At 64.1% G+C, this 26,408-nt stretch carries 24 protein-coding genes, 1 tRNA gene and 1 pseudogene; 9 read left to right on the top strand and 17 right to left on the bottom strand.

The window, feature by feature from the left end; genetic code table 11:
• Both TX80_RS19450 and cyaB read right to left on the bottom strand, forming a co-directional pair.
• Positions 1 to 785: pseudogene (locus tag TX80_RS19450) on the bottom strand (CARDB domain-containing protein); the annotation flags it as partial.
• Between the two features lie 1,031 nt (positions 786 to 1,816).
• Positions 1,817 to 2,374, bottom strand: a complete 558-nt coding sequence (cyaB, locus tag TX80_RS12045; RefSeq protein WP_049923385.1) for a class IV adenylate cyclase — start codon at positions 2,372 to 2,374, stop codon at positions 1,817 to 1,819.
• A gap of 94 nt (positions 2,375 to 2,468) precedes the next feature.
• Here cyaB and TX80_RS12040 point away from each other — a divergent pair, with 94 nt between their 5' ends.
• Together TX80_RS12040 and TX80_RS12035 are read left to right on the top strand one after the other, a co-directional pair.
• Positions 2,469 to 3,407, top strand: coding sequence for an FKBP-type peptidyl-prolyl cis-trans isomerase (locus TX80_RS12040; RefSeq protein WP_049924062.1), 939 nt, complete (start codon positions 2,469 to 2,471; stop codon positions 3,405 to 3,407).
• Between the two features lie 84 nt (positions 3,408 to 3,491).
• Positions 3,492 to 4,481, top strand: a complete 990-nt coding sequence (locus TX80_RS12035; RefSeq protein WP_049923384.1) for a hypothetical protein — start codon at positions 3,492 to 3,494, stop codon at positions 4,479 to 4,481.
• 18 nt (positions 4,482 to 4,499) lie between these two features.
• On the opposite strand, the gene TX80_RS12030 is transcribed toward TX80_RS12035, so the two are convergent.
• Complete coding sequence (locus tag TX80_RS12030; RefSeq protein WP_049923383.1) at positions 4,500 to 5,126, bottom strand: RAD55 family ATPase; 627 nt, start codon at positions 5,124 to 5,126, stop codon at positions 4,500 to 4,502.
• A gap of 122 nt (positions 5,127 to 5,248) precedes the next feature.
• Here TX80_RS12030 and pyrB point away from each other — a divergent pair, with 122 nt between their 5' ends.
• From pyrB to TX80_RS12010, 4 genes are all read left to right on the top strand, one after another.
• Entirely contained in the window at positions 5,249 to 6,184 is a 936-nt protein-coding gene (gene pyrB, locus TX80_RS12025; protein WP_049923382.1) for an aspartate carbamoyltransferase, read from the top strand.
• On the top strand, positions 6,177 to 6,656 hold the full coding sequence (pyrI, locus tag TX80_RS12020) for an aspartate carbamoyltransferase regulatory subunit (RefSeq protein WP_049923381.1): 480 nt from the start codon (positions 6,177 to 6,179) through the stop codon (positions 6,654 to 6,656). Before pyrB ends, pyrI begins: the two co-directional genes overlap by 8 nt.
• A gap of 225 nt (positions 6,657 to 6,881) precedes the next feature.
• On the top strand, positions 6,882 to 7,730 hold the full coding sequence (locus tag TX80_RS12015) for a hypothetical protein (RefSeq protein ID WP_049923380.1): 849 nt from the start codon (positions 6,882 to 6,884) through the stop codon (positions 7,728 to 7,730).
• Positions 7,731 to 8,018: 288 nt separating this feature from the next.
• Entirely contained in the window at positions 8,019 to 8,996 is a 978-nt protein-coding gene (locus tag TX80_RS12010) for a hypothetical protein (RefSeq protein WP_081661638.1), read from the top strand.
• A gap of 79 nt (positions 8,997 to 9,075) precedes the next feature.
• Here the strand turns inward: TX80_RS12010 and TX80_RS12005 are convergent, their stop codons facing one another.
• Together TX80_RS12005 and TX80_RS12000 are read right to left on the bottom strand one after the other, a co-directional pair.
• Positions 9,076 to 9,429, bottom strand: coding sequence for a hypothetical protein (locus TX80_RS12005; protein WP_230198728.1), 354 nt, complete (start codon positions 9,427 to 9,429; stop codon positions 9,076 to 9,078).
• A 101-nt stretch (positions 9,430 to 9,530) separates the two neighbouring features.
• The gene (locus tag TX80_RS12000; protein WP_049923378.1) at positions 9,531 to 10,298 is read right to left on the bottom strand and encodes an enoyl-CoA hydratase/isomerase family protein; all 768 of its coding nucleotides are present in this window, start codon (positions 10,296 to 10,298) and stop codon (positions 9,531 to 9,533) included.
• 558 nt (positions 10,299 to 10,856) lie between these two features.
• Between TX80_RS12000 and TX80_RS19010 the strand changes: the two genes are divergently transcribed.
• A complete protein-coding gene (locus TX80_RS19010) occupies positions 10,857 to 11,099 on the top strand; it encodes a hypothetical protein (protein ID WP_154658637.1) in 243 nt (80 codons plus the stop codon).
• 91 nt (positions 11,100 to 11,190) lie between these two features.
• Here the strand turns inward: TX80_RS19010 and TX80_RS11990 are convergent, their stop codons facing one another.
• The 3 genes from TX80_RS11990 to TX80_RS11980 all read right to left on the bottom strand — a co-directional run bounded on the left by TX80_RS11990 (position 11,191) and on the right by TX80_RS11980 (position 13,737).
• Positions 11,191 to 11,859 carry a helix-turn-helix domain-containing protein gene (locus tag TX80_RS11990; RefSeq protein WP_049923376.1) on the bottom strand — a complete coding sequence of 223 codons (669 nt, stop codon included), beginning with the start codon at positions 11,857 to 11,859 and terminating at the stop codon, positions 11,191 to 11,193.
• 103 nt (positions 11,860 to 11,962) lie between these two features.
• Complete coding sequence (locus TX80_RS11985; RefSeq protein WP_049923375.1) at positions 11,963 to 12,790, bottom strand: ABC transporter permease; 828 nt, start codon at positions 12,788 to 12,790, stop codon at positions 11,963 to 11,965.
• Positions 12,787 to 13,737 carry an extracellular solute-binding protein gene (locus TX80_RS11980; RefSeq protein WP_049923374.1) on the bottom strand — a complete coding sequence of 317 codons (951 nt, stop codon included), beginning with the start codon at positions 13,735 to 13,737 and terminating at the stop codon, positions 12,787 to 12,789. Before TX80_RS11980 ends, TX80_RS11985 begins: the two co-directional genes overlap by 4 nt.
• Before the next feature lie 206 nt (positions 13,738 to 13,943).
• Between TX80_RS11980 and TX80_RS11975 the strand changes: the two genes are divergently transcribed.
• Entirely contained in the window at positions 13,944 to 14,336 is a 393-nt protein-coding gene (locus TX80_RS11975) for a hypothetical protein (protein ID WP_049923373.1), read from the top strand.
• Positions 14,337 to 14,416: 80 nt separating this feature from the next.
• Here TX80_RS11975 and TX80_RS11970 read toward each other — a convergent pair whose 3' ends face one another.
• From TX80_RS11970 to TX80_RS11940, 7 genes are all read right to left on the bottom strand, one after another.
• Positions 14,417 to 14,944, bottom strand: a complete 528-nt coding sequence (locus tag TX80_RS11970; RefSeq protein WP_049923372.1) for a molybdopterin-guanine dinucleotide biosynthesis protein B — start codon at positions 14,942 to 14,944, stop codon at positions 14,417 to 14,419.
• Between the two features lie 72 nt (positions 14,945 to 15,016).
• A complete protein-coding gene (locus TX80_RS11965) occupies positions 15,017 to 15,841 on the bottom strand; it encodes a TorD/DmsD family molecular chaperone (RefSeq protein ID WP_049923371.1) in 825 nt (274 codons plus the stop codon).
• Positions 15,842 to 15,844: 3 nt separating this feature from the next.
• Complete coding sequence (locus TX80_RS11960; RefSeq protein ID WP_049923370.1) at positions 15,845 to 17,038, bottom strand: 4Fe-4S dicluster domain-containing protein; 1,194 nt, start codon at positions 17,036 to 17,038, stop codon at positions 15,845 to 15,847.
• Between the two features lie 11 nt (positions 17,039 to 17,049).
• Positions 17,050 to 20,580: a molybdopterin-dependent oxidoreductase gene (locus TX80_RS11955; RefSeq protein ID WP_049923369.1), complete on the bottom strand. Its 3,531-nt coding sequence runs from the start codon at positions 20,578 to 20,580 to the stop codon at positions 17,050 to 17,052.
• 264 nt (positions 20,581 to 20,844) lie between these two features.
• Positions 20,845 to 22,140: a P-loop NTPase gene (locus TX80_RS11950; RefSeq protein ID WP_049923368.1), complete on the bottom strand. Its 1,296-nt coding sequence runs from the start codon at positions 22,138 to 22,140 to the stop codon at positions 20,845 to 20,847.
• Positions 22,141 to 22,282: 142 nt separating this feature from the next.
• On the bottom strand, positions 22,283 to 23,017 hold the full coding sequence (locus tag TX80_RS11945; RefSeq protein WP_049923367.1) for a competence/damage-inducible protein A: 735 nt from the start codon (positions 23,015 to 23,017) through the stop codon (positions 22,283 to 22,285).
• Between the two features lie 145 nt (positions 23,018 to 23,162).
• Positions 23,163 to 23,236, bottom strand: a tRNA-Lys gene (locus TX80_RS11940).
• Positions 23,237 to 23,407: 171 nt separating this feature from the next.
• Here TX80_RS11940 and TX80_RS11935 point away from each other — a divergent pair.
• Complete coding sequence (locus TX80_RS11935; protein WP_049923366.1) at positions 23,408 to 24,856, top strand: DHH family phosphoesterase; 1,449 nt, start codon at positions 23,408 to 23,410, stop codon at positions 24,854 to 24,856.
• Between the two features lie 3 nt (positions 24,857 to 24,859).
• Here the strand turns inward: TX80_RS11935 and TX80_RS11930 are convergent, their stop codons facing one another.
• Positions 24,860 to 25,153 carry a PRC-barrel domain-containing protein gene (locus TX80_RS11930; RefSeq protein ID WP_049923365.1) on the bottom strand — a complete coding sequence of 98 codons (294 nt, stop codon included), beginning with the start codon at positions 25,151 to 25,153 and terminating at the stop codon, positions 24,860 to 24,862.
• 122 nt (positions 25,154 to 25,275) lie between these two features.
• On the bottom strand, positions 25,276 to 26,115 hold the full coding sequence (locus tag TX80_RS11925) for a helix-turn-helix transcriptional regulator (protein WP_049923364.1): 840 nt from the start codon (positions 26,113 to 26,115) through the stop codon (positions 25,276 to 25,278).
• Between the last annotated feature and the right edge of the window lie 293 nt (positions 26,116 to 26,408).

Genomic DNA, 26,408 nt, shown 5'->3' with positions numbered 1-26,408 from the left:
GTCGAGCCGCCGGCGTCGACGGTGACGGTCTCGTCTGCGACGTGGTCGCCGTCGATCCGGAGTTCGACCGTCTCCGTGATCGGCTGGTCAGCCTCGTTGCTGAACTCGAGGTCGATCCCGTACTCGCTTTCCGCGGCGGCCTCCTCGGGCAGTGAGAGCGACTCGAGGGAGACGGTGCCGGGTTCGACGACGGTGAGGTCGCCGAGTTCCTCGTCGCCGACTGCGACGGTGCCGGATTCGGCGGCGGTCCAGCTAATCGTCTCGGTGGTTTCCCCGTCGGCGTCGACCGCAACAGTCGTCGAGGCGACTTCCTCGCCGTCGACGGTGACCGTGGCGGTTTCCGAGCCCGGACCGCCGGTGTTCTCGTAGGTCACCGTCGCCTCGACGGTCGCACCCTTGACGGCCGCCATCGACTCGAACTCCGCGCCGCTGAACTCGATTTTCGGCGGCTCGAGGACTTCGACCGTCACGGAGTCGCTGTTGCCGGCGACGGTTGCCGTCAGGTCGGTTTCGCCGATCGATTTCGCCTCGAGAGTACCCCCGGAGGCGGCGGCGACGGCTTCCTCGGAGTCGTACTCGGCGACCTCGGTCGCCGTCACCGTCGAGCCGTCCTCGAGCGTGAGTTCGACCGTTACCGACGTCGTTTCACCTTCACCGATCGAGGGCTGGCTGACCTGCAGGTCGACGTCCTGAACCTGCCACTGGAGCACCGGGTACTCGTCGGTCGGGACCCAGTACTCGCCATACTCGAGATCCATGTTCGACACCGCGTCGGCACCCGTCATCGATTCCGTACTTAGGCCGGTTCCGTATCCTGAGCTGTCTCCCGTCGCCTCCAGCGACGTTTTCGAATTGTCGTAATAGACGTTAGTTACGGTGTGTGTAGAGTCTTTCTTAGCACCAGTCACAGCACCCATCGGGTCGGCACTTCCGTCAACGGAACTGACGACGTACGAGTCAGTTGCAGCCCCTGCAGACCAACCTGCCAAGCCGCCAGCGCGTTCTCCGTCACTGGTAACGTCAACGAATCCATAGCTGTGACGTATCCCACCATAATTATATCCAATCAAACCGCCGGCCGACACGTCTCCGTTGACATCACCCATTGCATAGGATGTTGTAACTTGTCCTGGATTAAGCCCGACCAGGCCACCGACAACGTTACCACCGTTCACATCTGCGTCGGCCATTGACCGTTCGATTGTTCCATGATTATTACCCACAAGACCGCCGACTCGTCGATCTTGACCTTTGACTTCACCGGAGACAGTGACTGATCGAATGTCTCCACGATTCATCCCAACAACACCGCCAACGACGATTTCACCGCCAAGAATGTCAATATTTCTTACGTATACGTTCTCGACAGTACCAGTCACACCTCCGAAAAGACCGACACCGTAAATCTGGGGACGGTTAATCGTGAGTCCAGTGATGGTGTGTCCCTGCCCATCGAAGGTGCCGCTGAATGGCGTTTCGTGCCGGTCACCTCCGTCGTAATCTCCAATCGGAGTAAATCCTGCCCCGGCGTTCCAGTCTTCAGTTTCACTGGCATCGATGTCGTTTCCGAGCACGTAATGTGCCTCGAGATCCTGTTCCATCGCCTGCAATTCCTCGACGTCCGTAATCACGTACGGATTCGCTTCCGTTCCCTCTCCGTCTAACTCCTCGAGATCGGCGGCCTCCGACGCGGCGGCTGTGCCGGCGAAACAGAGTCCGAGTCCGATCACGACGAGACAGAGCGCAAAAACCGTCGTCGTTGAGCGTCCCATCGATCGCATCAACGATCAGTTCGTGTGAAAATACTATAGTGTTGTCATCCGTCGGCCTCAAGTAACAGGCCGAGATAGGAGGTCCGAATCTGGTCGGCGGGGTCGAGTCCGAGATCAGTGAGGATTTCGTACGCGCCATCGCGGGCGGCTTCGAGGTCGCCGTCGCGGTCGACCTCGGTCTCGACCTCGACGTACTCGCCGACGTCGTCGACGGTATCGAGCGTGATCGTGTACACGTCGTCGGTCTCGAGCGCGAACCGCTCGCGTTCCTTGCGGACCGTCGCGGCGGCCTCGAAGCCGAGGTTCGTCAGCACCGCGTCCAGTTTCTCGCCGTCGGCGACGGCGGTTTCGACCTCCTCGCGGGTCTTCGATTCGTCGTCGACGAGCGGTCCCTTGTACGTGATGCGGGTTTCCTCGGGACCGTCGTCCGGTCGCTCCGTCCGAATGCGTAACGCTTCGTCGGTCTCGGGAAACGACCGGTGGGGGGCGTCGTAGTAGGTATCGATCTGGACGACGGTCCCGCACGGCGTCGCGTCGAGCGTCTCGAGGCGGGAGCGAACGGCCTCGAGATCCGCAGGCACCTTCACTTCGACTTCGTACATGCTCGAGTGGACGGGCGGCGCTCGGAAGAATCGGTCGTTCCCGGACTCGCGCGAAAACGTCGTACTTAAATGTAGACGGGCGGACGTACAACGTATGACCGAGGAACAGGAGGCCGACCTCGAGGAGCAGGCCGATGACGTCGAAGCGGAAGCAGAGGGCGACGGACTACAGGAAGGCGACTTCGTCGAGATCGAGTACACCGCCTACACCGCCGACGGCGACCAGCTAGTCGACACGACCGACCCCGACGTCGCCGAGGAAGAGGGCGTCGACGAGCAGGGTCAGGAGTTCAAGCCGCGGACGATCATCGTCGGTGAGGGGCACATCTTCGAAGGCGTCGAGGAAGCCATCGTCGGCTCCGAGCCCGGCGACTCCGGCACCGTGACGATCCCCGCAGAGGACGCCTTCGGCGAGTACGACCCCGACAACGTCGAGACCGTCAGCGCCGAGAAGATCGACGAGGACGACCGCTACCCCGGCGCGAACGTCCAGGTCGACGGTCGCCAGGGCTACATCAGTACGATCATCGGCGGCCGCGCCCGCGTCGACTTCAACCATCCGCTGGCCGGCGAGGACGTCGAGTACGAGTACGAGATCGTCGATGAGGTCGACGACCGCGAACAGCAGGCCGCCGGCCTGTTCGACATGTACCTCGGTCTCGAGCCCGACCTCTGGATCGAAACCGACGAGGTCGAGGAGGAAGTTCCCGTCGAACCCGACGAGGACGACGAGGACGCCGAACCCGAGTTCGAGACCGAAGTCGTCGAGAAGGAGACGCTGTATCTCGAGGCCACGCCCCAGATGACGATGAACCAGCAGTGGATGATGGGCAAACAGCAGATCGGGCAGGACATCATCGACAAGGTCGGCGTCGACCGCGTCATCGTTCAGGAAGTCATCGAAGGCATGGGCGGTATGGGCATGCCCGGCATGATGGGCGGCATGGGCGGCGGCGACATCGAGGACGCACTCGAGGACGCCGACGTCGACGCCGACGAGATCGTCGACGAACTCGAAGGCACAGAGGAGTAACGCGCGTCGCGATCGCCGGCCATTCGTCCACCCCCGAACGTGCGCGGCACGGGTTTTTCGCCCGCAAGATCGTACTGGACCGCGATGGCCGATTCGCCGGCCGATTCGGAGCCGACGGGAGTGACCGCGATCGACAGCCTCTCCCAGTGGCTACTGCTCGACGGCAATCGGTTCGTGATCGCCGCCGGCCTCGCAGTCGCGTCCGGGCTGGCGTATCTGGCGCTTTCGATCACGGGTGTCGCACCGCTTGTCGATACCCAGCCGTTGTTCTACGCCTTCAGCGGATTGATATCGGGGAACTTTACGCTGATAACCGTCGTCGTCTCGATCAACCAGCTGTTGCTCTCCCAGGAGCTCGAGTCACCGGGCGGTCTCGAGTCGGAGATCGAGGAGACGGTCGACTACCGGGAGGAGATCGAAGCGGCCACGAACCGAGCCGCACCGGCCGAGCCGTCGGGGTTTCTCCGGCTCGTCGTCGAAAGCGCGCGCCGGGACGCCCAGCGACTCGGCGGCGTGACCGCCGATGGACTGCCGGCCGACGCCCGCGAGGAAATCGACGAAATCGTCACGGATCTCACCGCGACGTTCGATCGGATCGACGACCTCGTCGAAGGCTCGGAGTCCGGGATCTTCGAGACCCTTTCGACGACGCTGGAGACGAATTTCGCACACGAGATCCAGCGACTCGAGGAATTCAGACGAGCGCACGGCGACGACCTCTCGATGGCGACCGACGAGGCGATGGACGACGTTCGCGACCGGTTGCGGGAGATCGATATCGCCAGACAGTACTTCAAATCGCTATACCTACAGGTCGAGCTCTCGCGGCTCTCGAGGTACCTGTTTTACACAGGGCTTCCCGCTATCGGGGTTTCCGTTGCGACGCTGTTCGCGCTGACGAGTTTGTCGGCGGCACCCTTCGAGGAGCCGATACGGACGGTCGTCTTTCCGACGGCCGTCGCGATCGGCGTCTTTCCGCTCACGGTCCTCTTCGCGTTCATCCTGCGAACGGCGACGGTCACTGAACGGACCGTCGCGATTACCCCGTTTACGACGCCTGAACAGGAGGTCTGACGCGGGTATCGATGCTGCCTACGCGATGTCCCGGCTCGTGTCGATCGCCACTTCCTCGATCAGTTCGAGTTTGATCGCGTCGGTCGGCTGACTGCCACCCCGGAACTTGGGGATCGTGAGGTGGTTCTCGAGTTCGGTGCCGGCGACTTCGGTTCGAAGGTCGAAGACGGCGTCGGCCGCGTGGTACGTCCGTGCTCGGTTCTCCGATACGGAATCGCCTTTCAGACAGTGTAACACCGCGATACCGTCCGTTTCGAGGAGCTGGGATTTGAGATCGTTGAGAAACGAAACGTACTCGTCCCGGTCGGTTCGCTCGAGAACGTCCATCGTGTCGATAATGAGGTTTGCACCGTCGGGGAGGGCACGGATAAGACGGGCCGCTTCCTCGAGCGGATCGTCGCTGGTGACGTGTCTCACGGTCGGACTGCCGACGGCCGACGGCGAGTGTTCGATCGCGTGCCGAACGACGTCGTCGGAGCGTTCGGTCGAGAGATACAACGTGCCGCGGGCAGCCGTGAGTTCGTAGAGCAGCAACTCCGACTGACTGGCGGGGTCGGCGGTGTAGGCGACTACGCAACCCGGCGGCAACCCCCCATCGAGTTTCCGATCCAACACGTCGATCCCGGTTTCCAGCCGATTCTCCATTCAGTTGTGACCAATTGCTGTAGTGCCCGCATAATTCTTTGCCTTCGATTCGCTCGCTACTGTGTGACGGGGCGTCTCCGAATGGAGGGATTCAAGGGGGACGCAAGTGCCAACACGAACGAATGCGCCACGATCACCTCATCACGAGCAAACAACTCTCGCGGGCGGACATCGAAACCGTCCTCGACCGCGCGGCCGAGATCGACGACGATCCGTCGGCCGTCGCCGACCGCCACGCGGAGTCGCTGCTTGGACTCCTGTTTTTCGAGCCGAGCACGCGAACGAAGATGAGTTTCGAGACCGCAATGAAACGACTCGGCGGCGACGTCGTCGATATGGGTTCGGTCGAGTCCTCGAGCGTCAAGAAAGGCGAGACGCTCGCCGACACCGTCCGAGTTATCGAAGGATACGCGGACGCGCTCGTGCTTCGACATCCGAAGGAAGGCGCGGCGACGATGGCAAGCGAGTTCGTCGACGTCCCGCTGTTGAACGCCGGCGACGGGGCGGGACAGCATCCGACCCAGACGCTACTGGATCTCTATACCATCCGGGAAAACGCCGGCCTCGATGACCTGACGATCGGCATCATGGGCGATCTGAAGTACGGTCGGACCGTCCACTCGCTGGCCTACGCCCTGACGAACTTCGATGCGCGACAGCACTTCATCAGCCCCGAAAGCCTGCAACTTCCCCGCGAGGTCGTCTACGACCTCCATCAGGAAGGTGACGGCGCGCGAATCCGCGAACACGACTCGCTCGAGGAGGTCCTGCCGTCGCTCGACGTTCTTTACGTGACCCGGATCCAGCGCGAGCGGTTCCCGGACGAGGACGAGTATCAGAAGGTTGCGGGCCAGTACCAGATCGACAGCGAGACGCTCGAGGCCGCAAGCGACGATCTGACGATCATGCATCCGCTCCCGCGGGTCGACGAGATCGCCCCCGAAATCGACGACACCGACTACGCGGCCTACTTCGAACAGGCCCACAACGGCGTCCCGGTCCGGATGGCGCTGCTTGACTTACTCCTGAGCGCCGCCGGAGGTGAGACCGATGAGTAACGACCACGGGGACGAACCCCACGAACTCCGTGTCAGCAAGATCCGGAGCGGAACCGTCATCGACCACGTCCGCGGGGGGCAGGCGTTGAACGTCCTCGCGATTCTCGGAATCGACGGCAGCGAGGGCGAAGAAGTATCGATCGGAATGAACGTCCCCTCCGATCGGCTGGCACGCAAGGACATCGTCAAGGTCGAAGGTCGGGAGTTGAGTCAGGACGAGGTCGACGTCCTCTCGTTGATCGCACCCGACGCGACGATCAACATCGTCCGTGACTACGAGGTGGTCGAAAAGCACCGCGTCGAGCGGCCCGACATCGTCGAGGGCGTGCTCTCGTGTCCCAACCGGAACTGTATCACGACCGGCGACGAACCGGTGACCTCTGGGTTCGAAGTCCTCGAGGAGGCCGTCCGGTGTTCCTACTGCGGAACGATCGTCCGCGAGGAGATCGCGTCGCTGATCGATACCGCCTAACGGTTTCGTTTCCCGAAGCTCATCCAGAATATCTAAGTGGTCGCCGAGCGATTATCCGCGTGTACATGTCACGTACAGTCAAAATTCTGGTCGCCCTGTTCGCCATTGCCGTCCTCTGGAAAGTCGTCGTGAGCGGCTCTTCGGACGTCGAAGAGATCGAGTACGACCCAGTCGAATAGACGCCGCAACCGAACTGCTTACGGGAACGGCGCCGTACCCTGAGCTATGTACGGCGTCGTTACCCGCAACGCTGACGAAGTCCGGTGGCCGGAGTTCGATCGGGGGTTCTACGAGGTCAAAGACGTTACCGGCCGGTCCGCCGATCCGATCGAAGACGGGGTGAACATGGTCTCGTGTTTCGGCGACAACGCCGCCGCCGACGCCGATCCATCGCTGGTTCCCGTCGATGATCTCGGCCGTCCCGCGACGCGGGATCGGTCGTACTTCGACTGGGCGTACATCTGTCCCTGCCGGGACGACTACCGCGAAGGACTGTTCGAGATCATCGACGACTGTGTCGCGGAAAACGGCGACCTCCGACTCGACGATGTCGGCTTTCCGCGGGCCGAGTACTGCCGCTGTGGCGTCTGCGAACGGCGGTTCGAACAGAGCGAATACGACGACCGATTCGAGTGGCGTGCAACCGTCATCACCGAGTTCGTCGAAGCCGCCGTCGACCGGATCCCCGGACGCGTCTACCTGACGCTCTATCCCGATCCCTATCCCGGCCACCTCTACGAGCGGGCCGGACTCGATCTCGAGGCACTCGAGGAGCTGGTCGACGAGTTCGTCGTCCCACTGTACGATACGGCGTATGCTACGACCTACTGGCTCGAAACGATCGCTCGCGGCTTCGAGACTGCGCTCGAGACGCCGTTTAATATCGAGTTATACGCGGTAAACGTCGATATCGATAACCTGATCCATGCGGTCGATGTCGCCGAGACGTACGGAAACGGCGTCTTCTTCGGGTACGACGCGAGCAACGCACGGGCGGCGCTGCGACGGCGACAAGCCGACAACCGGGAAGGAGTCTCACACGGCGAGCCGAGTACAGGCTCTGATTACACCTAGCGGCGTAATCGGCGCTTACGTCGCTGGGGAGCGCTCGAAACGACCGCTCTCGGTCGCCCGTTCGGTGACGATTTCCGGACGAAAGCACGCTGTATCTCGCGGCCGTCGGATCGTTTCAGACTGTTGGGCTGGTGCTACCGGCTGAAAGCGACGGCGACCTTTATTGGACTCTCGAGTGCCGACACTGACGACCGAGGAGCATCGGTTAACGGACGCGTCAAGCGACTGCGTTCGAGCGAGCACACGATCACGTCGTCCGTCGAACCGTCGTTCCCTCGAGTGATCACGATGACAGACCAGCAAACGGACCCGACAAGCGAGATGCAACAGACGACGATAACCCAGGGCCAGCAAGCCCTCGAGCAGTTGATGCAACTCCAGCGCAACATGGCACAGATGACCCTGAGTGCGCTGCAGTGGCAGGATATGGCCCAGCAACAGGGCATGGAGATGACGAAATCGATGATGCAGAGCATGCCGGGCCAGGAGTTCACACAGTCGATGCTCGAGAGCTACCTGCAAGGGATGCAGGCGGTCATGCCGGAGATGGAACAGGCGCTCGAGGAGGGAATGCAGGCTGCGACGCCGCAGTTCGGCCAGCAACCCGAACGAACCGGACGAATGGGCGGTCAGCAGCCGTCCGGGGGCGGCCAGCAGATGCGCGGCCCGATGGAGACACAGCAACAGGGGTACGGCCGAACGAGCGGCCAGCAGCTTGGAGGTCAGTCACAGCCCCCTCGAGGACCGACTCAACAACCACAACAGACCGGCGAATGGGTCACACAGCAGGAAGCCTACGGCGGTCCGACTTCGGGAGCCGGAACGAACCGACAGCGATCACGACAACCGCAGCAACCCGTCGGACAACAGCAACCGCCACAACAGGCTGGTGGACAACAACCACCACAGCAAGCCGGCGGACAACAGCCACTGTCACAGCAGGCCAGCGGCGGTGGCGGGGCGCGGATGCAGTCACAATCCCAGCCACAGGGCCAGTTCGGCGGCCCGCCCCGACAGGAACGCCGCGGCCGACAGGAACGCCGCGGCCGACAGGAACGGACCGGTCGTGAATCGGGGCCGATGGAACACCGCGAGCAGGGTCGTCCGGAACCGACGGGCCACGAAGGCCGACACGAGCAGCCCACCCAGCGACATCACCAGAGCCGCTCACAGGAGCAGCCGTCACAGCGAATCGATACGCCCGAACGGCCGCGGACGGAAACGGACGAGGACATCCAGAACGCCAACGAAACGGGCCAAGAATAGCTCCCTCTCCTTTCGTCGTTTTCTACGAACTCGAATCTCGAGCCGTGCAGTCGTCCCACCCGAGGAACGCGAGTCGCCGTTACCGGGTGTCGTCGTCGTCACCCATCCCGGTATCCGTCCCGGTTTCGCCGGTCGTATCGCCCGTTCCCGTCGTTCCGCCTGTCATATCGCCGGTTCCGGTCCCGGCATCGGACAGATCGCTCTCGAGGCGCACTTCGTCGTCGGTTACTCGCGCGACGGCGCTTTCCTGAAGCGGGTACGCGTCTTCGTCGGCGCCGCCCCAGCCGAGTTTCGCCTTGATCGTGTCCGTGATTCCGGGGTCGGGTTCGACGTGTGCGGTGCCGTGTTCGACGTCCGCGATGATGCCGACGTCGTCGCCGTTCGCGTTGACGACGGTCTTGCCGATGTCGTCGTCGGTAAACTCCGGTGACATAGCAATCCGACACACACCGAAGCGACCCACAATGGTGTTGCTTGCGGTGGCTTGGGGTTCGAGTACCCGACCGAAGCCGGCGACCGGCGGCCGCGAGCGGACTACTGATCGAACTCCGGCTCGCGGTCCTCGAGAAACGCGGCGACGCCTTCCTCGTGGGAGTCGGATCCGCGCGCCTGAACCTGAAGCATGTTCTCGTAATCGAGCGCCTCGGACCAGTGGCGGGCCATGTTCTCGTGCATGGCCTGTTTCATCATCCCAATAGTATCCGTTGGACGGCGACCGAGCCGTTCGACACACTCCGTGACCCGGTCGTCGAGTTCCGGGGCGGGAACCGCCTCGTTGACCAGATCGAGGTCGGCCGCTCGCTCGGCGTCGAAGAACTCGCCGGTGAACGCGAGTTTCTTCGCCGTCCGCAGACCGACGAGCCGCGGAAGCATGAACGTCCCGCCGGTGTCGGGGATCAGCCCGACCTTGACGAACGCACAGGAGAAGGTCGCATCCTCGGCGGCGTACGCGATGTCCGAAAGCGCGACGATCGCGAGTCCGGCCCCGATCGCATCGCCGTTTACCTTCGCGACGATCGGGATGGGACACTCGAGCATCGCTTCGACGACGCGGCCGAATGTTTCGGACACTTCCTCGTAGGCGTCCTGCGGGGCGACGGGATCGGACGCCATCCCCTCGATGTCGCCGCCGGCGCTGAAAGCATCGCCCTCGCCCGTGATGACGATCGCGTGGTACTCGTCGGGTGAGGCGTCGGCGATCGTGTCGGCCAACTCGCCGGCGATCCCCCGCGTGATCGCGTTGAGGACTCCCGGGCGGTCGAACGTGATCTCGAGGACGCCGTCGTCGCTGTCGACGTTCATGGCCGGAGGGACAGAGCCACCGCTATTAACAGTTATTGTACCCGTTCCGTTATTCCCAACGCTCGGGATTCCTCCGCCTTCAGGCGGAGGAGGATGTCAATCGAACGTGGACCCGAAAGGAACCGACCGGTACTCCTCGATCAGGTCGACCCGTGCGCTCGAGAGGCGGCGGCAACGCACCGATAGCTGAGCCGACGACGGCGAGTACGGCAGTGGGAACTCGACGGGAGTATGAATATACCGGTAGCTGAAGCAGCTATTGTACTCTGTCTCACAGTTATCAGCCAGCGGAGGGAACATCGCCCTATGAAACGGCGAACGGTCGTTACCGGAACGGTTCTCACGATAACGAGTGCTGGTTGTCTCGGCGGGAGAGATTCGCGGAAACCTGACGAATCCGAGCCAGCCGCCGAAACCGAGGGAGAAACAACACGGAGGCGCGAAAACGATTCCGCCGGGTCTCCGCAACCGGATTCGGCCCGGCCTTCCGTCTCCGAGCACCCCCGCGATGTCGTCCTGAAGAACTACCACGACCGGGCACACACCGTCGGGGTTCGGATGACTACCGGCGGGGAATCGCTCCTCGAGACCGAAATCGAACTCGCTGCGGTCGGGGGCGAGAACGTCGAACGGATCAGCGATCTCATCGCCGACGAAGGACGCTATACGATCACCGTTACGCTACCGGAACACGATCGAGAGGCCAGTTCGGAGTGGAACGTGACCGACGAGTCATCGAACGCAGTCGTCTATATCACCGACGACGGGGAGGTGGAGATTCGTCCGAACCAGTCGATGTGAGTTCGTCGAAGAACGACTGACCGTCGCTCGAGCCGGACGGTGAAAACATCGAGTCGAGCCGGACCGGGCGTGTGGCTGATGGGACGGCCGATCAGTCCGACGGCATCGGCGGTGCCGTGGTCTCGTCTTCGGCGACGTTGAGTTCGGACGTAACGAGCGCACGATAGGCACGGCGAAGCCGTTCGGAAAGGGCCTGATGGGAGATGTCGAGTTCCTCGGAGAGCTCCTGCATCGAGACTTCCCGCGGGATCTCGAAGTAGCCGTGGTCAATCGCCGCGACCAGCGTCTCGTACTGGCGGGCGGTCAGGCCACACTGGGAGTGGGTCTCCTCCGCGAGGTCGAACAGCCGGACGATCGTCGGTGTCACGTCGTTTTCGACGAGGCGGTCGTAGAGCGAACTCACGCTCTCGCGATCGACGACGCGGACGCTCAACAGCCACGTCCCGTTCGCTGCCGACGCGCTCAGGACGGTTCCGCCTTCCTCGAGAACGACGTCGAAGACGTCGACCGTTTCGGGATCGAGTTCGATGTCGTACAGCCAACGACCGTCGTCGCTGTTGATCAGCGAGTAGTCCGCGATCGCCGTCGCCTCGGTCAATGCAGCCTCGACCGCGGACTGTGAGGGGCCGGAGAGCCACAGCCCGTGGCCGCTCGAGGCGATCACCCGCTCCATCTCACAGGAAAGCGAGGGGACGGCCTCGAAGAGTTCGCCCAATCCGGTTCCGTCGGCCGGGATCTCGATGTCTGCGATCGATGTCATGTGTCTCGTACTCCGGTACGACGAGGATAGCCATAACCCCACTTCCAAAGAAATTAGCGGCGCTAAACCCGACTTTCACCGTCGTTGATCGCTTCGGCGGGGTTCAGTACCGTACCGAGTCGCCGACCAGAACCTGAACGACGGCGATGACGACGAGCGTAATCGCGAGCAAGGCCACCGCAATCGGGACGATCGCTTCAGGACCGTGGGAGATGAACGCGACCCACATCCTCGTGGGCATCGTCCGCGGGTTGTACGCGATCATCATCGTCGCGCCGAACTCGCCGATCGCCCGGACGAAGGTGAGGACGACCCCGGCCGCGATGGCGTTGCGCGCGAGGGGCAACGAGACCAGACGGACGGTCTCGAGTCGCCCGTACCCCATCGTCCGGGCGGCTTCCTCGAGTCGCGGATCGACGCCGTCGAACCCCGAACGGGCGGTGACGACGAGGAAGGGTGCAGCGACGAACGTCTGGGCGAGGATCACGCCGACGCGACTATCTGTGAGTGGGACGCCGAAGGCTGCGGCTACGGAACCGACGGGCGTGTACCGCCCGAAAAGCGTCAGCAACATCGTGCCGCCGACGATCGGCGGGACCACGAGCGGAACCAGGACGGCCGCTTCGACGAGGCGTTTCCCGCGAAACGAGGCCCGTGAAAGGACGTACGCGAGCGGCACGCCGAAGACGGTCGCGATGGCCGTCGCGATCGGGGCCGTCAGCAGCGACGTCTCGATCGCGGCCCGGGTCGCCGGATCAGCGAGGCCACCGATCACGTCCACTGACCGCACCTGGAGGAGAAAAACAGCGAACGGAACGACGAAGTACGCGAGCAATACCGTCCCGAGCAAGACCGGCACGCCGACGGCGTCGATCGATCGGTCGATCCCCGATCCGATCGACTCGATCCTGCGGTCGCCGTCCGTGGTCACGGCGCGACCACCTTCGGAGCGTCGCCGTGGACCCGCGGGAGCGAGTCGTCGACTCGCAGCCCGTGTGCTTCGAACGCTGGCACCTGCTCGAGCAGGAACGAGACGAACTCCCGGCCGCCCGCCGCCGCGTCGGCGTCGGGACGAACCGTCGCGTTGTAGACGGTCGGGGAACCGACGACGGTATCGCCCTCGTCGGTCGTGTAGCTCACCTCGGCGTATTGCGGCGCGTACTCCGGGTTGCCGAAGTTGTACGCGTCGGAGAGTTCGAGAAACGGTAGATCGCGATCGACCGCCATGTTCCGGTAGGCGACGGCACAGGCCCGGTTTCCCGACTCGACTCCGGCGAGAAGCTGTGGTTCGTCGGGTTCTCGAGACGCCCGCTCGAGCATCGCGTCGCGAAACCCCTCGAGGTCGTGTTCGCGTTCGGCCAGTTCGAACAGGAGGACGGCACGGTATCCGAGCGGATCGAGATCGGGATCACTGATCGCGATTTCGTCCGGGCCGGCGTCGTCGAACACCGCGTACCAGGGGTCGCCCGCCTCGAGTCGCGCTCCGAGTTCGGTCCCGGGATCGTACGCGATACCGACCTCGTTGGCCGCGAACTCGACGTCCCAGTCGGCGTGGTCGGGATAGAGCCGGTCACGCAAGAGGCCGGCGTCGGCGCTGACGATAACGTCGGGCCGTTTCGTTCCGGACTCGACCAGCCGCATCACCGCGTTGGTGCCGTGGTACTCGCCCTGATACGCAAACGACGTCTCGGCCTCGAACGCCGGTCCGATCCGTTCCTCGAGCACGACCGCGAGACTGCCGGCCGAAAGGACCCGGACGCGCTCGGTATCGCCGAGACAGCCCGCCGTTCCGACGAGTCCCGCGAGCCCGGCCCCGGCCGCGAGCACGGAGCGACGGCTCCGGCGATTAGCCAGTTTCCGGCCGTCGCGGTCGTTCATACCTTCCCTTCCGTCCCGGTTTCAAATATAATTGGTTTCAGTTCCAGAATCGTGGGAACACATGCGGTTACCCTGAGTCGGGAACACGGGTTTCGGTCTCGGACCTCGAGAACGGATTGTCCGGGGCAGAAACACGCCGGGATTGGAACGGGTACCGCTCGGACCGAACGTGAAGGCTTTTCACCGGATACAACTGATTTGACACAATGCCCTCCCGACGAACCGTGCTTCGGACCGTTCTTATCGGGACCACGAGCGTCTTTGCCGGCTGTTCTACCGCCGTCGAAGGCGGACCCGAAGGCTCGGCCGACATTATCCTTGTGAACGATACGCAAACGCCGATATCGGCATCCGTTACCGTTGTTGACGAGTCCGAGACCGCCCTCGTCTCCGAGACGTTCGATGTCCCCGTTGTCGAGGAGCATGGACAGCCGAATACCCCAATCGAGGACGTCTTCGAAACGGACGGCCAGTACGTGATAACGATAGCCGTTGACGACGGCCCGTCAGCGACGAAAGAGCTACCCATCCGTTCGACGGAGGACGATGCCGATATGCACCAGATCTACATCGAGGAACAGCGTATCGAGTTCTCGTGAGTAGCCCATCCCGTTGCGAACGCGACGGTGCCTCTACGTCGGCCGTCGACGGCTGATCGGCTACGGACGCGTTCGAACCATCAGTCGTCCTCGAACGCAACGAGCGGTTCGAGCCCGCGGACCGTCTCGACGAGCTTCGCGAGATCGTCCACGCCGCGGCCGACGACGGTCCCGCCGACGGCGTCCGGATCGCGGTCACCGACCAGAATCGTCGGCAGCGGGGCCTTCGAGAACCCCTCGACGACGACGAACTCGTATCCCCGCTGTTCGAGGCGGGCGAGCGTGCTCGCCAGCGCCCGTAGTTCGGGATCGTCGGACTCGAGGAGTGCGGTACCGTCGGGGTACGTCGGCGGGTCACGCTTTCCGTGCGTGCTGATATCGAACGTTAGCTCCGGCGTGATGCCGACGACGGTCTCTGCACCCGCGGTCCGGTGGCGGTGGGTGTCGGCACCCGGGGTGTCGATCTCGACGTCGTGGTGGATCGACTTGACGGTCGCGACCCGGCCGTGATCGGCCAATCGGGGGACGAGTTCCTCGGCGAGCGTGGTCTTTCCCGAATCGCTCGGCCCGGCGAGACAGACGACGCGGAACGGCGACTCCTGGGTCATGCGGTGAAACGCCGGTTGGCGGAGCGGACACAAGACTCGTTCGAACGGGCGTCGATGCCGGTCACCCGCCGATCAGTACGGCCCGTCGCGGTCCCCCATCGGGAACTCCGCGGGCTCCGATGGCCGGCTCGATCCGTGCTGGTCGGTCGACGACTGGGTCGTCCCACAGGTCCCACATCGGAAGTCGCCGTCGCCGGCTCCGGTGAGGGCCTCGGTCGGCGAGGGCAGCGTTTCGTCGAACACGTCGGGATCGGCACCGAGCCGATCCGCATCGTCCTCGACGAGAGCCACGACCAGATCCGCGAGCGCGCGGTAAAACGGCGCGTCCGCCTCCTCGTGGACCGTCTCGCGGAACAGCGGCGTCCACCGTCCCAAGTGGTCTTCGAGGAAGTCCGCCTGGGCATTCGTGACGATATCGACGCCCGTCTCGTCGCCGCTTTTCTCGAGGTAGGCCGTCTGCAGGGCCAGATGCGAGACGAACTCGAGTTCGACACAGAGGTGGTCGACCCGTTCGCGGTTCCCCGCCTCGAGTTCGAGGTCGAACGCGCCGTAGAAGCCCGCGATGTCCGCCAGCGTGTCGGTGTTCGTCACGAGCGTCCCGGGGCTGTACTCGACCTCGTACTGCTGGATCTCCCCGCCCTGTTCGAACCCGAACAGCGCGGCGTAGGTCGAGTAGCAGTCGTCGACCGCGTCCGGGTCGTCCGGGCTCTCGGCCGCGATCGTTTCGGCGTGTTCGGACAGCGCCTCGTCGTCGAGCGCCGCCGCTGATTCGACGAGTTGGTCGTCGAACTCGTCCGAACACAGCGCCGCCCTGAGGTCGTCGGTGGGGCGGTCGAACGCGATCGACGCGAGCTTGTACAGTCGCGCACGGTGGACGTGTTGTTGTGGGTCGGTCATGATCTACGTGATGTCGAGCCGGTAGGCGTCGTGCTGGTGGTCGAGCGTGTCGCGTTCGTACTGTGGCTCCTCCATCGGAACGCGGGCGATCGTTCGGCCGTCTCCGTCGTAGCCGATCGCTTCCTCGTCGGTGACCTCGAACTCCTCGATACGCCACTCCGTCGACCCCATCAGGTGTAACACGCCACGGAGCTTGCGGTACTCCTCGTCGCCACGGCGGGCCTTGCGGTAGGTTTCCTGAGCCTGCTCGACGCGCGGGCCGAACATCTGTTCGAGGTAGTCCGTCGGAACGTTGATCGGCGGAATGTAGTAGACGTTGGGCTCGAGTCCCAGCTGCGGGTACAGCGGGAGCGCGACTTCCGCGTCGTGGACCATGTAGTCGACCGGTGCGGACGTGTCGGCCTCATCGGGCCGATTGACCCAGCCGTGCATCCGGATCTTCCCCAGACAGTTCTCGAAACACTGCGGGACGAGCCCTTGCTCGACTTTCGGGTAGCAGCCGACGCACTTCTGGGAGTTCATCTCGACTGGGTTGTAGATCGACTTCCCGTACGGACAGGCCCGAACACACTCCGTGTAGGACTGACAGCTGTCCTCGTCGAGCAGGACGATACCGTCCTCCTGACGCTTGTAGATGGCCTGCACGGGACAGCCGCCGGCACACGCCGCGAACGTACAGTGGTTGCACACCCGCGGGAGGTAGAAGAACCACGTCGGGTGGTGGTCCTCCTCGATGTGGGTATCGGATTCGAACTCCTGACCGGCGGGTTCGTCCTCGCCGAGGTTCGGCTGGGCCCAGTCCTCGTCGTCGGGACGGAACCCTTCGATCCCCTCGCTGTGCATGGTATCGGGATCGTCGTCGATCGCCATCGACTCCCAGTCGAAGTCCCGGGCCTCGAAGATCGTATCACCCTCGTAGACACCGTCGGACCCCCACTCCTGAACGCCGAGCCGATCGAGGATCTCGACGTCCCACTGAAGCGGATAGGAGCCGTAGGGCTTGGTCTCGACGTTGTTCCAGAACATGTGCTCCTGACCCTCGTTGTTGGTCCAGGTCGTCTTACACGACAGCGAGCACGTCTGGCACGCGATACACTTGTTCAGGTCGAACACTGCCCCCCACTGTTTCTGCGGACGTGCTTCCGGGTAGGGGTACTCCATCTCGCGGCCGATCTGCCAGTTGTAAACTTCTGCCATTGGTAGTCACCTCAGTCTGATTCGCTCGTGAAACCGCCCTCTAGATACTGTTTCATCCGGTCGTCCTCCTGGGTCGGCCGGACGCCCTCGTCGACTGGTCGCCAGTTGCCCTCGCCCTCGAGACCGCCGTCTTCGGCCTTCTCGATCTTGACGAACGACTCCTTTGGCGCGCCGTTTGCGGCGTGGACGTCGGGCTCGAACCCGACATCGACGTTCTGCCCGAGCATGTCCTTGCGGGCCATGGAGTCGGTCAGCCAGGTCCGGCGCAGCCACGTCGACGTCATCGACTGGTGGCCGCCGCTGCGGTACATCGACACGTAGTTCGTGTCCTCGGACTGGGCCTTTCCGTCCTCGCGCTCCTGCTGGGCCTCGTAGGACTTGTGGGAGGTCTGGGTCACGTTCATCCAGCTCCGGGTCACCCCACGCGGGAGGCTGGGCTGGTAGCGGATCCGCATCAGCGCGCGGGTGTACTCGGTGTCCTCGTCGTCAGGATCGTAGCCCGGGAAGGGCCGGTCGGAAGGGTCGGCGTCGACCCAGACGTAATCCCCGTCCTGCAGGTCCTCCTCGCGGGCGTCCTCGGGGTTCATCTCGATGTACCCCTCGCCGATGTACGGTTTGCGCTTGTCGAAGGAGTCGCGCTCCGTCTTTCGACCCTGGTCGCCGTAGTTGCTCCACCAGATCGCCATCTCCTCCAGATCGGCCCCGAAGGTGTGGGTTCCGTGGCGGTACTTCGGGGTCATGTAGACGTAGTCGTACCCCTCGTCGAGGTCCGTCAACGGATGGCTCGTATCGACCAGTTCGCTCGGCGACTTGACCACGTTCCGGACCTGCCGGTCGTTCGTGTCCCGTGCTTTCGCCGCGCTGTCCCAGTTGCGGTCTTCGGGCGTCTCGGGTGCGACCACGGGACTGTCGCTGTCGTCGACGATGACGTTCGGCTCGTAGGGGGTCGCGTCCATCGGCTCCCGGTGGAGGGGGATGTGTTCGCCGGCCTCGGCGAACTCCTCCTCCTCACGGAAGAACTCGAGTCGACCGGTCTTCGTGTACCAGGGCTGGGAGTCCTGGGTCTGCTCGTTGCCGACGTGTTTGGGATAGGTCTGGGTCATGATGATCGCCGGCGTCCCCTTCCGAGCGTCCTCGAGCAGGTCCTCGACGTCGTATCCCTTGACCGCGTTGGAGTGGTCGAAGATGCGCTGGATGTACGGCTTGGCCCGGTACTCCTCTTCGTCGATGAAGGCCCAGTAGTCCTCGAAACGGTCGTCGCCGGTGAGTTCGGCGAGCTTCTCGGCGACGCCCTTGTAGTGTTGGGTGTCGTTTAACGTGTTGTAGATCCGGTCGATCTCCGTCTCCGGCATCGTCGTGATGAAGGGATTCGTCACGGAGGCGGTGATGTCGTGGACGTGGTGTTCGGCCCACGAGTCCGCCGGGAAGACGATATCGGAGTACTCGCAGGTCATCGACCACCACCACTCGTTGGTGAAGAAGGCCTCGATCTTCCCGGTCCGCAGGGCCTTCTCGATGATCTTGTAGGACCCCTTCGCGTTGCCGAGAATGGAGTTCGAGCCGGACACCCAGATCGACTTCGTGGGCGTGTGCATGTGGGAGTCGCCCTGGAAGTACTCGCCGTCGACCTTCAGCGGCTTGTCGAGGTTCGTGTAGAAGTGCGCCGAGTGGGCGTCCCAGCGCTTGTCGGTTCGGGCCGGCTCGTCGGGATCGAGTTCGGGATCGAACGGGTCCTCGAAGGCGTACTGCCCGACGCCGTTGAAGTACGCCATCCGGTAGTTCCCCGAGTAGGAGCCGATGTTACCGGACCGGTAGCCGACGTTACGCGTCAGCGACGCCAGCAGAAACGCCGCGCGGCCGTGCTGGTCGGCGTTCGCGTAGTGGTTCGGTCCCATCCCGGTCAGCAGCATCGTGTTCTGCTGGTTGTCGGCGAAATCCTGTGCGAGGTTCTCGATCGCCTGCGGGTCCGTCCCCGTCACTTCGGCGGTCGACTCGAGGTCCCAGGTCTCGACCAGGTACTCCTTGATCAGGTCGAACACCGTCCGCACTTCGACGGTCTCGCCGTCGGCGAGCTCGATCTCGAACTCGCCCTCGATGGTCGCGGGGACCTCGAAGTCGTCGCCGATGTCGTCGCGGGTGACCGGCTCGAACTCGCCGGTTTCCCCGTTGTGGACCACGAAGTCGCCCCACTCCCGGCGGAGTTCCTCGGTGATGACCTGCTCGTCGATGTTCGCCACGTCGACGCCGGGGCGGTCGTCGTCGTCGGCGACGGCGTCGGTCTTCTCGAGGTCCTCGGGTTCGTAGCCCTCGAAGACGTCGCTGGCACGGAGGAGTTCGTTGTCGTCCATCCGGACCAAAAGCGGCAGGTCCGTGTGCTTGCGGACGTAGTCCTCGTCGTACAGTTCTTCCTCGATGAGCACCCGCGCCGCGCCGAGGAACAGCGCCGTGTCCGAGGCCGGACGGACCGTGATGAGTTCGTCACACTTGGAAGCGGTCGCGTTGTAGTCGGTGAAGATCCCGGTGACCTTCGACCCCTTCAGTTTGGCCTCGGTCAGCCAGTGACAGTCGGCCATCTTCGAGGTCAGGTAGTTGATGCCGTCGAGCACGATGTGGTCGGCGTACTCGATGCTCGCGAGGTCGAAGTCGACCGTCTGCTGGCCGGTGACCATCGTGTGGCCCGGCGGCAGGTCGGTGTGGAACGAGTAGTTGTCGAGTCCCATCGCGCCCAGGGCCTCGTCCTCGGAGACGTCCCGGACGTGGTTGTCCAGAAGCGCCATCGAGTTGGCGTTGCGGTACTGCCCGAACAGCTTGATGACGCCCAAAAGCGGCATCCCGCCGCGGAACTTCATCGTCCGGACGCCGGCACCCTGAGTCTCCTCGACGACGCGCTCGTCGTAGCCCTGCTCGAGCAGCGACCGGGTTCCGCTCTCGCCGCTGTAGTGGTCGGCGAGTTCGAGGAACGTCCGGGCGGCGTACTCGTGGGCCTCCTCGTGGGAGACCTCGACGAAGTCGTCTTCGCCGCGGTTGGCGTACTCCTTGGGCATCGAGCCGTCCGGATCGCGCGGGAAGCCGTCGTCGACCCACTGCTTGAACCCGTCGCGGATCATCGGGGCCTTGACACGGCGCTCGTTGTAGAACCGCTCGACCATCGCCAGGCCCTTGTTACAGACGCGCGGGTCCCAGCGCTGGGACGCCTGGTTGCCATCGAGGTCCGTCGCCTCGCCGTAGTTCATCGAGGGGCCGAGCCGCGTGATCTGCCCGTTTTTCATGTACGCCTCGAGATAGCAGTTGTGCGTGTCGTTGGGCGTACACGTGAGCATGTAGGAGTCGTCGGGCTCCCAGATGTTGCGGTACTTCTCGTCCCACTCCTCGTTGGGATACTCCTCGAGTGGGTTCATCGGGCCGTCTTCGGCAGCGGTTTCGTCGGCGGTCAGTCGACGGTAGCCGAGGAACCCGAGTCCGGACGCGCCCGCGATCCCCGCCGCGGCCGCCCCGAGCTCGCGACGGGTCAGCTCCAGCCCGTCGTGTTCGCCGTCACTCATCGTACCACCCCGTGTGACCAATCCACGGATGGCCGGCGAGCGAACCAGTCGATACGTGGTTCAGATCGCGCCGTTGGAAGGTGGGTCGTCCGTTTGCCATCACATCCTGACGTGGGAACGCTAGTCTTTAACCGAACACGTCAGTTCCCACGAGTTGGGGATGCTACGCCGGAAATCCTCCGAATAGTGGGCCTTTATATCGGGGAGGAGAAACGGAGACACCACACCGCAACCGGTCCATCGACGACCAACGGTTTCAGTCCGTCAGGTCGCCGGCTTCGAGGACGACGGTACCGACGGCTCGAGTTCGACCAGCCACCCGTCATAGCCCAGATCGTCGACGGCCGTCCGCTCGAGCGAGCGGCCGTCCCGTGCGAGGCTTTCGTCGACGACCGAGACGAGTTCGTCGGGTTGGCCGCGCATTACGACCGAGACCGGCTCGTCGCCGGCGACGCCGAATTCGGTGACCACCTGACGTTGGCAGGTTTCCGGTGGCAGCCCGCGCAGGTCGACCGCGTCCTCGGGCACCGTCGGCCCGCCTTCGTCCTCGAGGAACGACTCGACGGTCCCACGGAGCGTGTCGATCGCCCGTTCGCCGCCGGTTTCGGGGTCGGCGAACGAACACGTCGTCGGCTCCCGAAGCGACGGATCGAACGGAACCGGATCGAGCGACGCGTACGCGTCCTCGACGATGTCTTCGAGGGCCGCCCCGTCGTCGTCGAACGGGGCCGTTTCGCCGTCGACCGCGCCAGTCATATTCGGGACGACGCCGATCGCCGGCACGTCGTTTGCCGAGAACAACGCCGCGGTCCGCTGGGTGGCTCGCGCGCCCTCATCGGTCGGCGTACTGACCAGCAGGCCGCCGTCCAGCGGCGCTTGCTGGACGATGGTGTAGACGGCGTCGCCGATCCCCGGCGGCAGGTCGATGAGCAAGACGTCCAGATCGTCCCAGACGGCGTCCCCCAGCAAGTCCTTCACGACATCGTGGACCATCGCGCCGCGCCAGGCGACCGGCCCGTCCTCGGCGATCAGTTCGATGCTCACGACCTGGATGCCGTCGACCTCGATCGGCATCGGCCGTCCTGTCGGCGACGACTGTACCGGCCCCTCGGCCTCGAGCAAGTCCGGCGCGTCCGGCGCGAAGACGTTGGCGTCGAAGACGCCGACGGAACGGCCCGCCTCGGCCAGTGCCCGTGCGAGCGCGACGGTGACGGTCGTCTTGCCGACGCCGCCTTTCGCGCTTCCGACGGCGACGATCGACTCGACGTCGGAGACCGGCACCCCAGTCTCGGGGGCGTCCGCGCTGGCGGCCGTGACCCGGACGTGGACGACGCCGTTGGTCGCCAGTCCCGCTCCGCGCAGCTGATCGGTGAGTCGGTCGGCGAGCACCCGGTCGACCGGTTCGAAGTCGACGGCGAAGGTGACGATCCCGTCCTCGACGTCGATGTCCTCGATCAGTTGCTCGCTGACCGGATCGCCGCCCAGAATCTCGACCTCCCGAACGCGGTCGACGACCGCTCGCCTGATCTCCTCGTCCGTGCGTGGTGTCTCGTCCGTCATACCCGGTCGTTCGTTCCGGTCCGGTATTTCACTCGTCGGGAGTTCCCACGGGGTGGGAACAGCGAGCCGGGAGGACTGATCGTCCCGCGGAGCTGTCGGTGCACAAACGCGACGTGGCGCTTTCCGCCTGCTCCCGGTCGACTCACTGCCTGTCGCTGACCTCGAGTCGATCGCGCAGCCACTCGACCGCCTCGTCGACCGCGTCGGGATCGGTGCCGGTCACTTTCAATCGGTTCCGGGCCTCGGTGTCGGGATAGCTGCCGAGCGTCACCGCGAACCGGTCGCGGGCCATCGCCAGCGTCTCGACCATCGACCCCTCCGGCTGGGGCGTGTACAGCGTCCGCGAGACGGCGTCGCCGTCGAACTCCGCGACGACCTGCTCGAACAGTGCTTTCATCTCCGCGGGCACGCCCGGGAACGCGTACACGTTCTCGAGCACACAGCCCGGACACAGCCCCTCGGGGTTGACGAGCGCGCGGCTCCCCTCCGGCAGGGCGGCCCAGGCGTCGACGTCGATCTCGAGGTCGTGGGCCGCGACGAGTTCGGGGTTCTCGTCGCGGTAGGCCGCGACGGTCTCGATGACGTCCTCGCGGACGGCCTCGTCGACGACCAGATCGCGCTCGAACGCGTCGGCGATCGCGTCCGCCGTGACGTCGTCGTGGGTCCCGCCGAGGCCGCCGGTCACGACGACGGCGTCGAAGGCGTCGGCCCACTCGTGAACGGTCTCCGCGATGAGCGCCCGGTCGTCGGGCACGGTGAGAATCCGGCCGACGCTCGAGCCGCGGTCGGTGATTCGGCCCGCGAGCCACGTCGCGTTCGTGTTCGCGGTATCGCCCGCGAGTACCTCGTCACCGACGGTGAGAATAGCGACCTCCATCGACGGGGGCAACGCCCCCAGCCGACAAAAGAAACGCGGTGGGAACCGGATCGGGACTGTGACCGACGATTACTCGAGGACGGTTTCCCTTCATCACGAACGACGACGGCTCCGTTACCTTGGTGATTCGGTCACCGTCAGAAAGCGGGCCGGGCGCGATTTGAACACGCGACCGTCTGATTAAGAGTCAGACGCTCTGCCGGACTGAGCTACCGGCCCTACACCTCCGACTTTCGGGTGCGCATTAAAATACGTTTCCCTTGTCACCCGGCGTGGGATCGATGGCCATGCATCCACGCGACAGCGGCGGAGTCGTTCCAGTTCCGGAAACGTTCGCGACGTAACAATCTTCGGGAGGGTTAAGTGCGGCCGGTCCGACCACTCGGCCATATGAGTACGGGGGTTACGATCTCGTCGATCTCTGACTACGCTATCTTGGGCTGTGGCAGCGTCGGCTACGCCGTCGCGGAGGAACTCGTCGAGCAGGGCAAGGACGTCCTCATCATCGACCGGGACGAGAGCCGCGTCGAATCGCTCCGCGATCAGGATCTGGACGCCCGAACGGCCGATATTCGGGAACCCGAAGCCGCCGACCTGATCGCCGAACGCGACGTCGTCCTCATCCTCGCCTCCGACGTCGAGTCGAACAAACGGGCGCTCGAGCACATCCGGACCAACAACGACGGCCAGTTCGTCGTCGCGCGCGCCAGCGATCCGGTCTCCGGGGACGAACTCGCGGAGTTGGGTGCGGATATCGTCATCAACCCGTCCTCGGTCATCGCCGAATCCGCGCTGCGGGCGCTCGAGTCGGGCGAGCTCGAGTACAACGCGGGCAAACTCGCGGAGTTGGTCGAGGAGACACAGAACCGACTGGCGATCATCACACAGGACAGTCCGGACCCGGACTCGATCGCGAGCGCGGCGGCGCTGCAGGCGATCGCCGACCACCTCGGCATCGAGTCGGACATCATCTATCTGGGTGACGTCGGCCACCAGGAAAACCGCGCGTTCGTCAACCTGCTCGGGATCGATCTCGTCCAGTGGGACGAAATCGAGGACTACTCGGCCTACGACACCGTTGCGCTCGTCGATCACGCGACCTCGAGCGAAATGGACCTGTCGGTCGATGCCGTCATCGACCACCACGAACCCGATCAGGAGTTCGAACCAGAGTTCGTCGACATCCGGCCGAACATGTCCTCGACGTCGACGATCATGACGAAGTACATTCAGGAGTTCGATATGAACGTCTCCGAGGAGGTCGCCACGGCCCTGCTCTATGGCATCCGCGCGGAGACGCTGGATTTCAAACGCGACACCACCCCAGCCGATCTGACCGCCGCCGCCTACCTCTACCCGTTCGCAAACCACGACACCCTCGAACAGGTCGAGTCACCGTCGATGTCCCCCGAAACGCTCGACGTGCTCGCGGAGGCGATCGCCAACCGCGACGTTCAGGGGAGCCACCTCGTCTCGAACGCCGGCTTCGTCCGCGATCGTGAGGCGCTGACCCAGGCCGCAAGCCATCTGCTCAATCTCGAGGGCGTCACCACTACCGCGGTCTTCGGAATCGCCGACGAGACGATCTTTCTGGCGGGCCGCTCGAAGGACATCAGGATCAACATCGGCAAGGTGCTAGACGACGCCTACGGCGAGATGGGCGAAACCGCCGGCCACTCGACACAGGCCAGCGCGGAGATTCCACTGGGGATTTTCACCGGCATCGAAATCTCGGAGGACACCCGGGAAACGCTGCTTGAATTGACCGAAGAAGCGGTCAAGCGAACGCTGTTCGACGCGATGGGCGTCGACGGCTCGGAAGGCTCGAACGGCTCCTGACGCTCAGGCGAGCAACTCCGCTTCCTCTTCGTCGGGATCGCGGACGCGCTCGACGACATCGTTGATGAGAATGACGTCGCCGACCGCTCGAACCCACCGGTAAGGAACGATGACGCCCTGTCCGGTCTGGGCTTCTTCGGCGAACAGTTCGGTGTTCAGGTTCCCGAGTGCGAGGCCGGTGACGGCCTGGCCGTCGACGTTCAACTGCAGGTCTTCGACCTCGCCGACGAAGACGCCGCTGTTCGAATAGACCTCGCGCCCGACGAGGGAGGTAATCTCTTGGGGAGTGTCGTCCATAACTGGCTACATGCAGGGCTGACTCTTAATTGTTGGTCAGACGCGACAGTCACCCGACGTGTAGGATCACTGGAACGGGAGGTTCCGAAAGACCGATCGGTCGGCGACACCAGCGGAGACTCTCAGTCACCGTCCGAAAACGACAGGGGCTGTGCGTTCGCAAGGTAGCGTTCGAGTTGACGCCGCGCCCACGCGAGGGCGTCGCCGCTGTCGTTGACGAGCAGTCCGCGGAGTTCGTCCTCGCGACAGATAACGAGCATCGCGAGGCGGGCGGAGTCCGCGTTCGGGTCGTCGACGACGATCAACCCGTATGGAAGCGTCGTCGGTGCCTCCCACAGCGACAGACGGTGGGCGTCGAGCGCGTCGGCGGTCGCTTCCCGGAAGTCCGAACAGAGCGTCGCCGCGGCTTCGTCCGACACGACGGCTTCGACCTCGAGACCCCCGCGGATCGCCTCACGATACGCCCTCGCGAGCCGAGGGGGCACGGTCGGGACGATCGCTCGATGACGCCGGTCGGCCTCGAGCGCGGACTGGAAGAGCCGAAACGGATCGCCGTTCGGTCCACGATCCACGGGTCGATCCGGGGGGCGTTCGAACTCCGTCACGGCGGTTCGGCGGTCGACCCGAACGGCCGCAGCGCCGTCGAGCATCCGCCAGTCGAGCGGCGCGTCGTTCGGGAGCAACGCGAGGAGATCGCTCGCATCGACCGCGCTCCGGAGGCGACCGGAAAGCCGATCGAACTCCGCGAGTGCGAGTTCGCCCACCAGCGTCGTCCGGTACCGGCTCTCGACGCGCTCGACCAGGTTCGAGTCCTGCAACTCCGATAACCCCCGATCGACGGTCGATCGCGAGGAGTCGAGATCGGCGACGAGTTCGCTCGGCTGACACGGCTCCCGAGCGAGACGCCGGAGCAACGCCCCCCGCTGCAGTAATACTTCGAGCACCCCCGCCTCGGCGACCATCGTCCCTGTACTCGACGCGACGAATAAATAATAGTACTGCCCACGAACCTCGAGAAGCAAAGCGGCTGCCGGGAAGGGAGACAGCCGCGTGACAGGTTCCGCTCGGCCGGGCCGCCACTACCGGACCGGGGTATATGAATGAGGATAAGATATAAGTGACTTGGTTACAGGGTGGGAGATTGACCGAGAGATGAGGGTATGTGGGACGAGGGAGACGGGACGGTTGCCGGAGTGCCTCTGACAGACCGGCGCGTCCACTGGAGGGTGTGTATGCCCGACCGCCCTTCCGGATG

Origin of the sequence: Halopiger djelfimassiliensis (genome assembly GCF_000455365.1) — an archaeon.
Lineage (GTDB): Archaea > Halobacteriota > Halobacteria > Halobacteriales > Natrialbaceae > Halopiger_B > Halopiger_B djelfimassiliensis.
The sequence above is the reverse complement of the archived record's forward strand: the minus strand, read 5'-3'. Positions and strand labels throughout refer to the sequence as shown.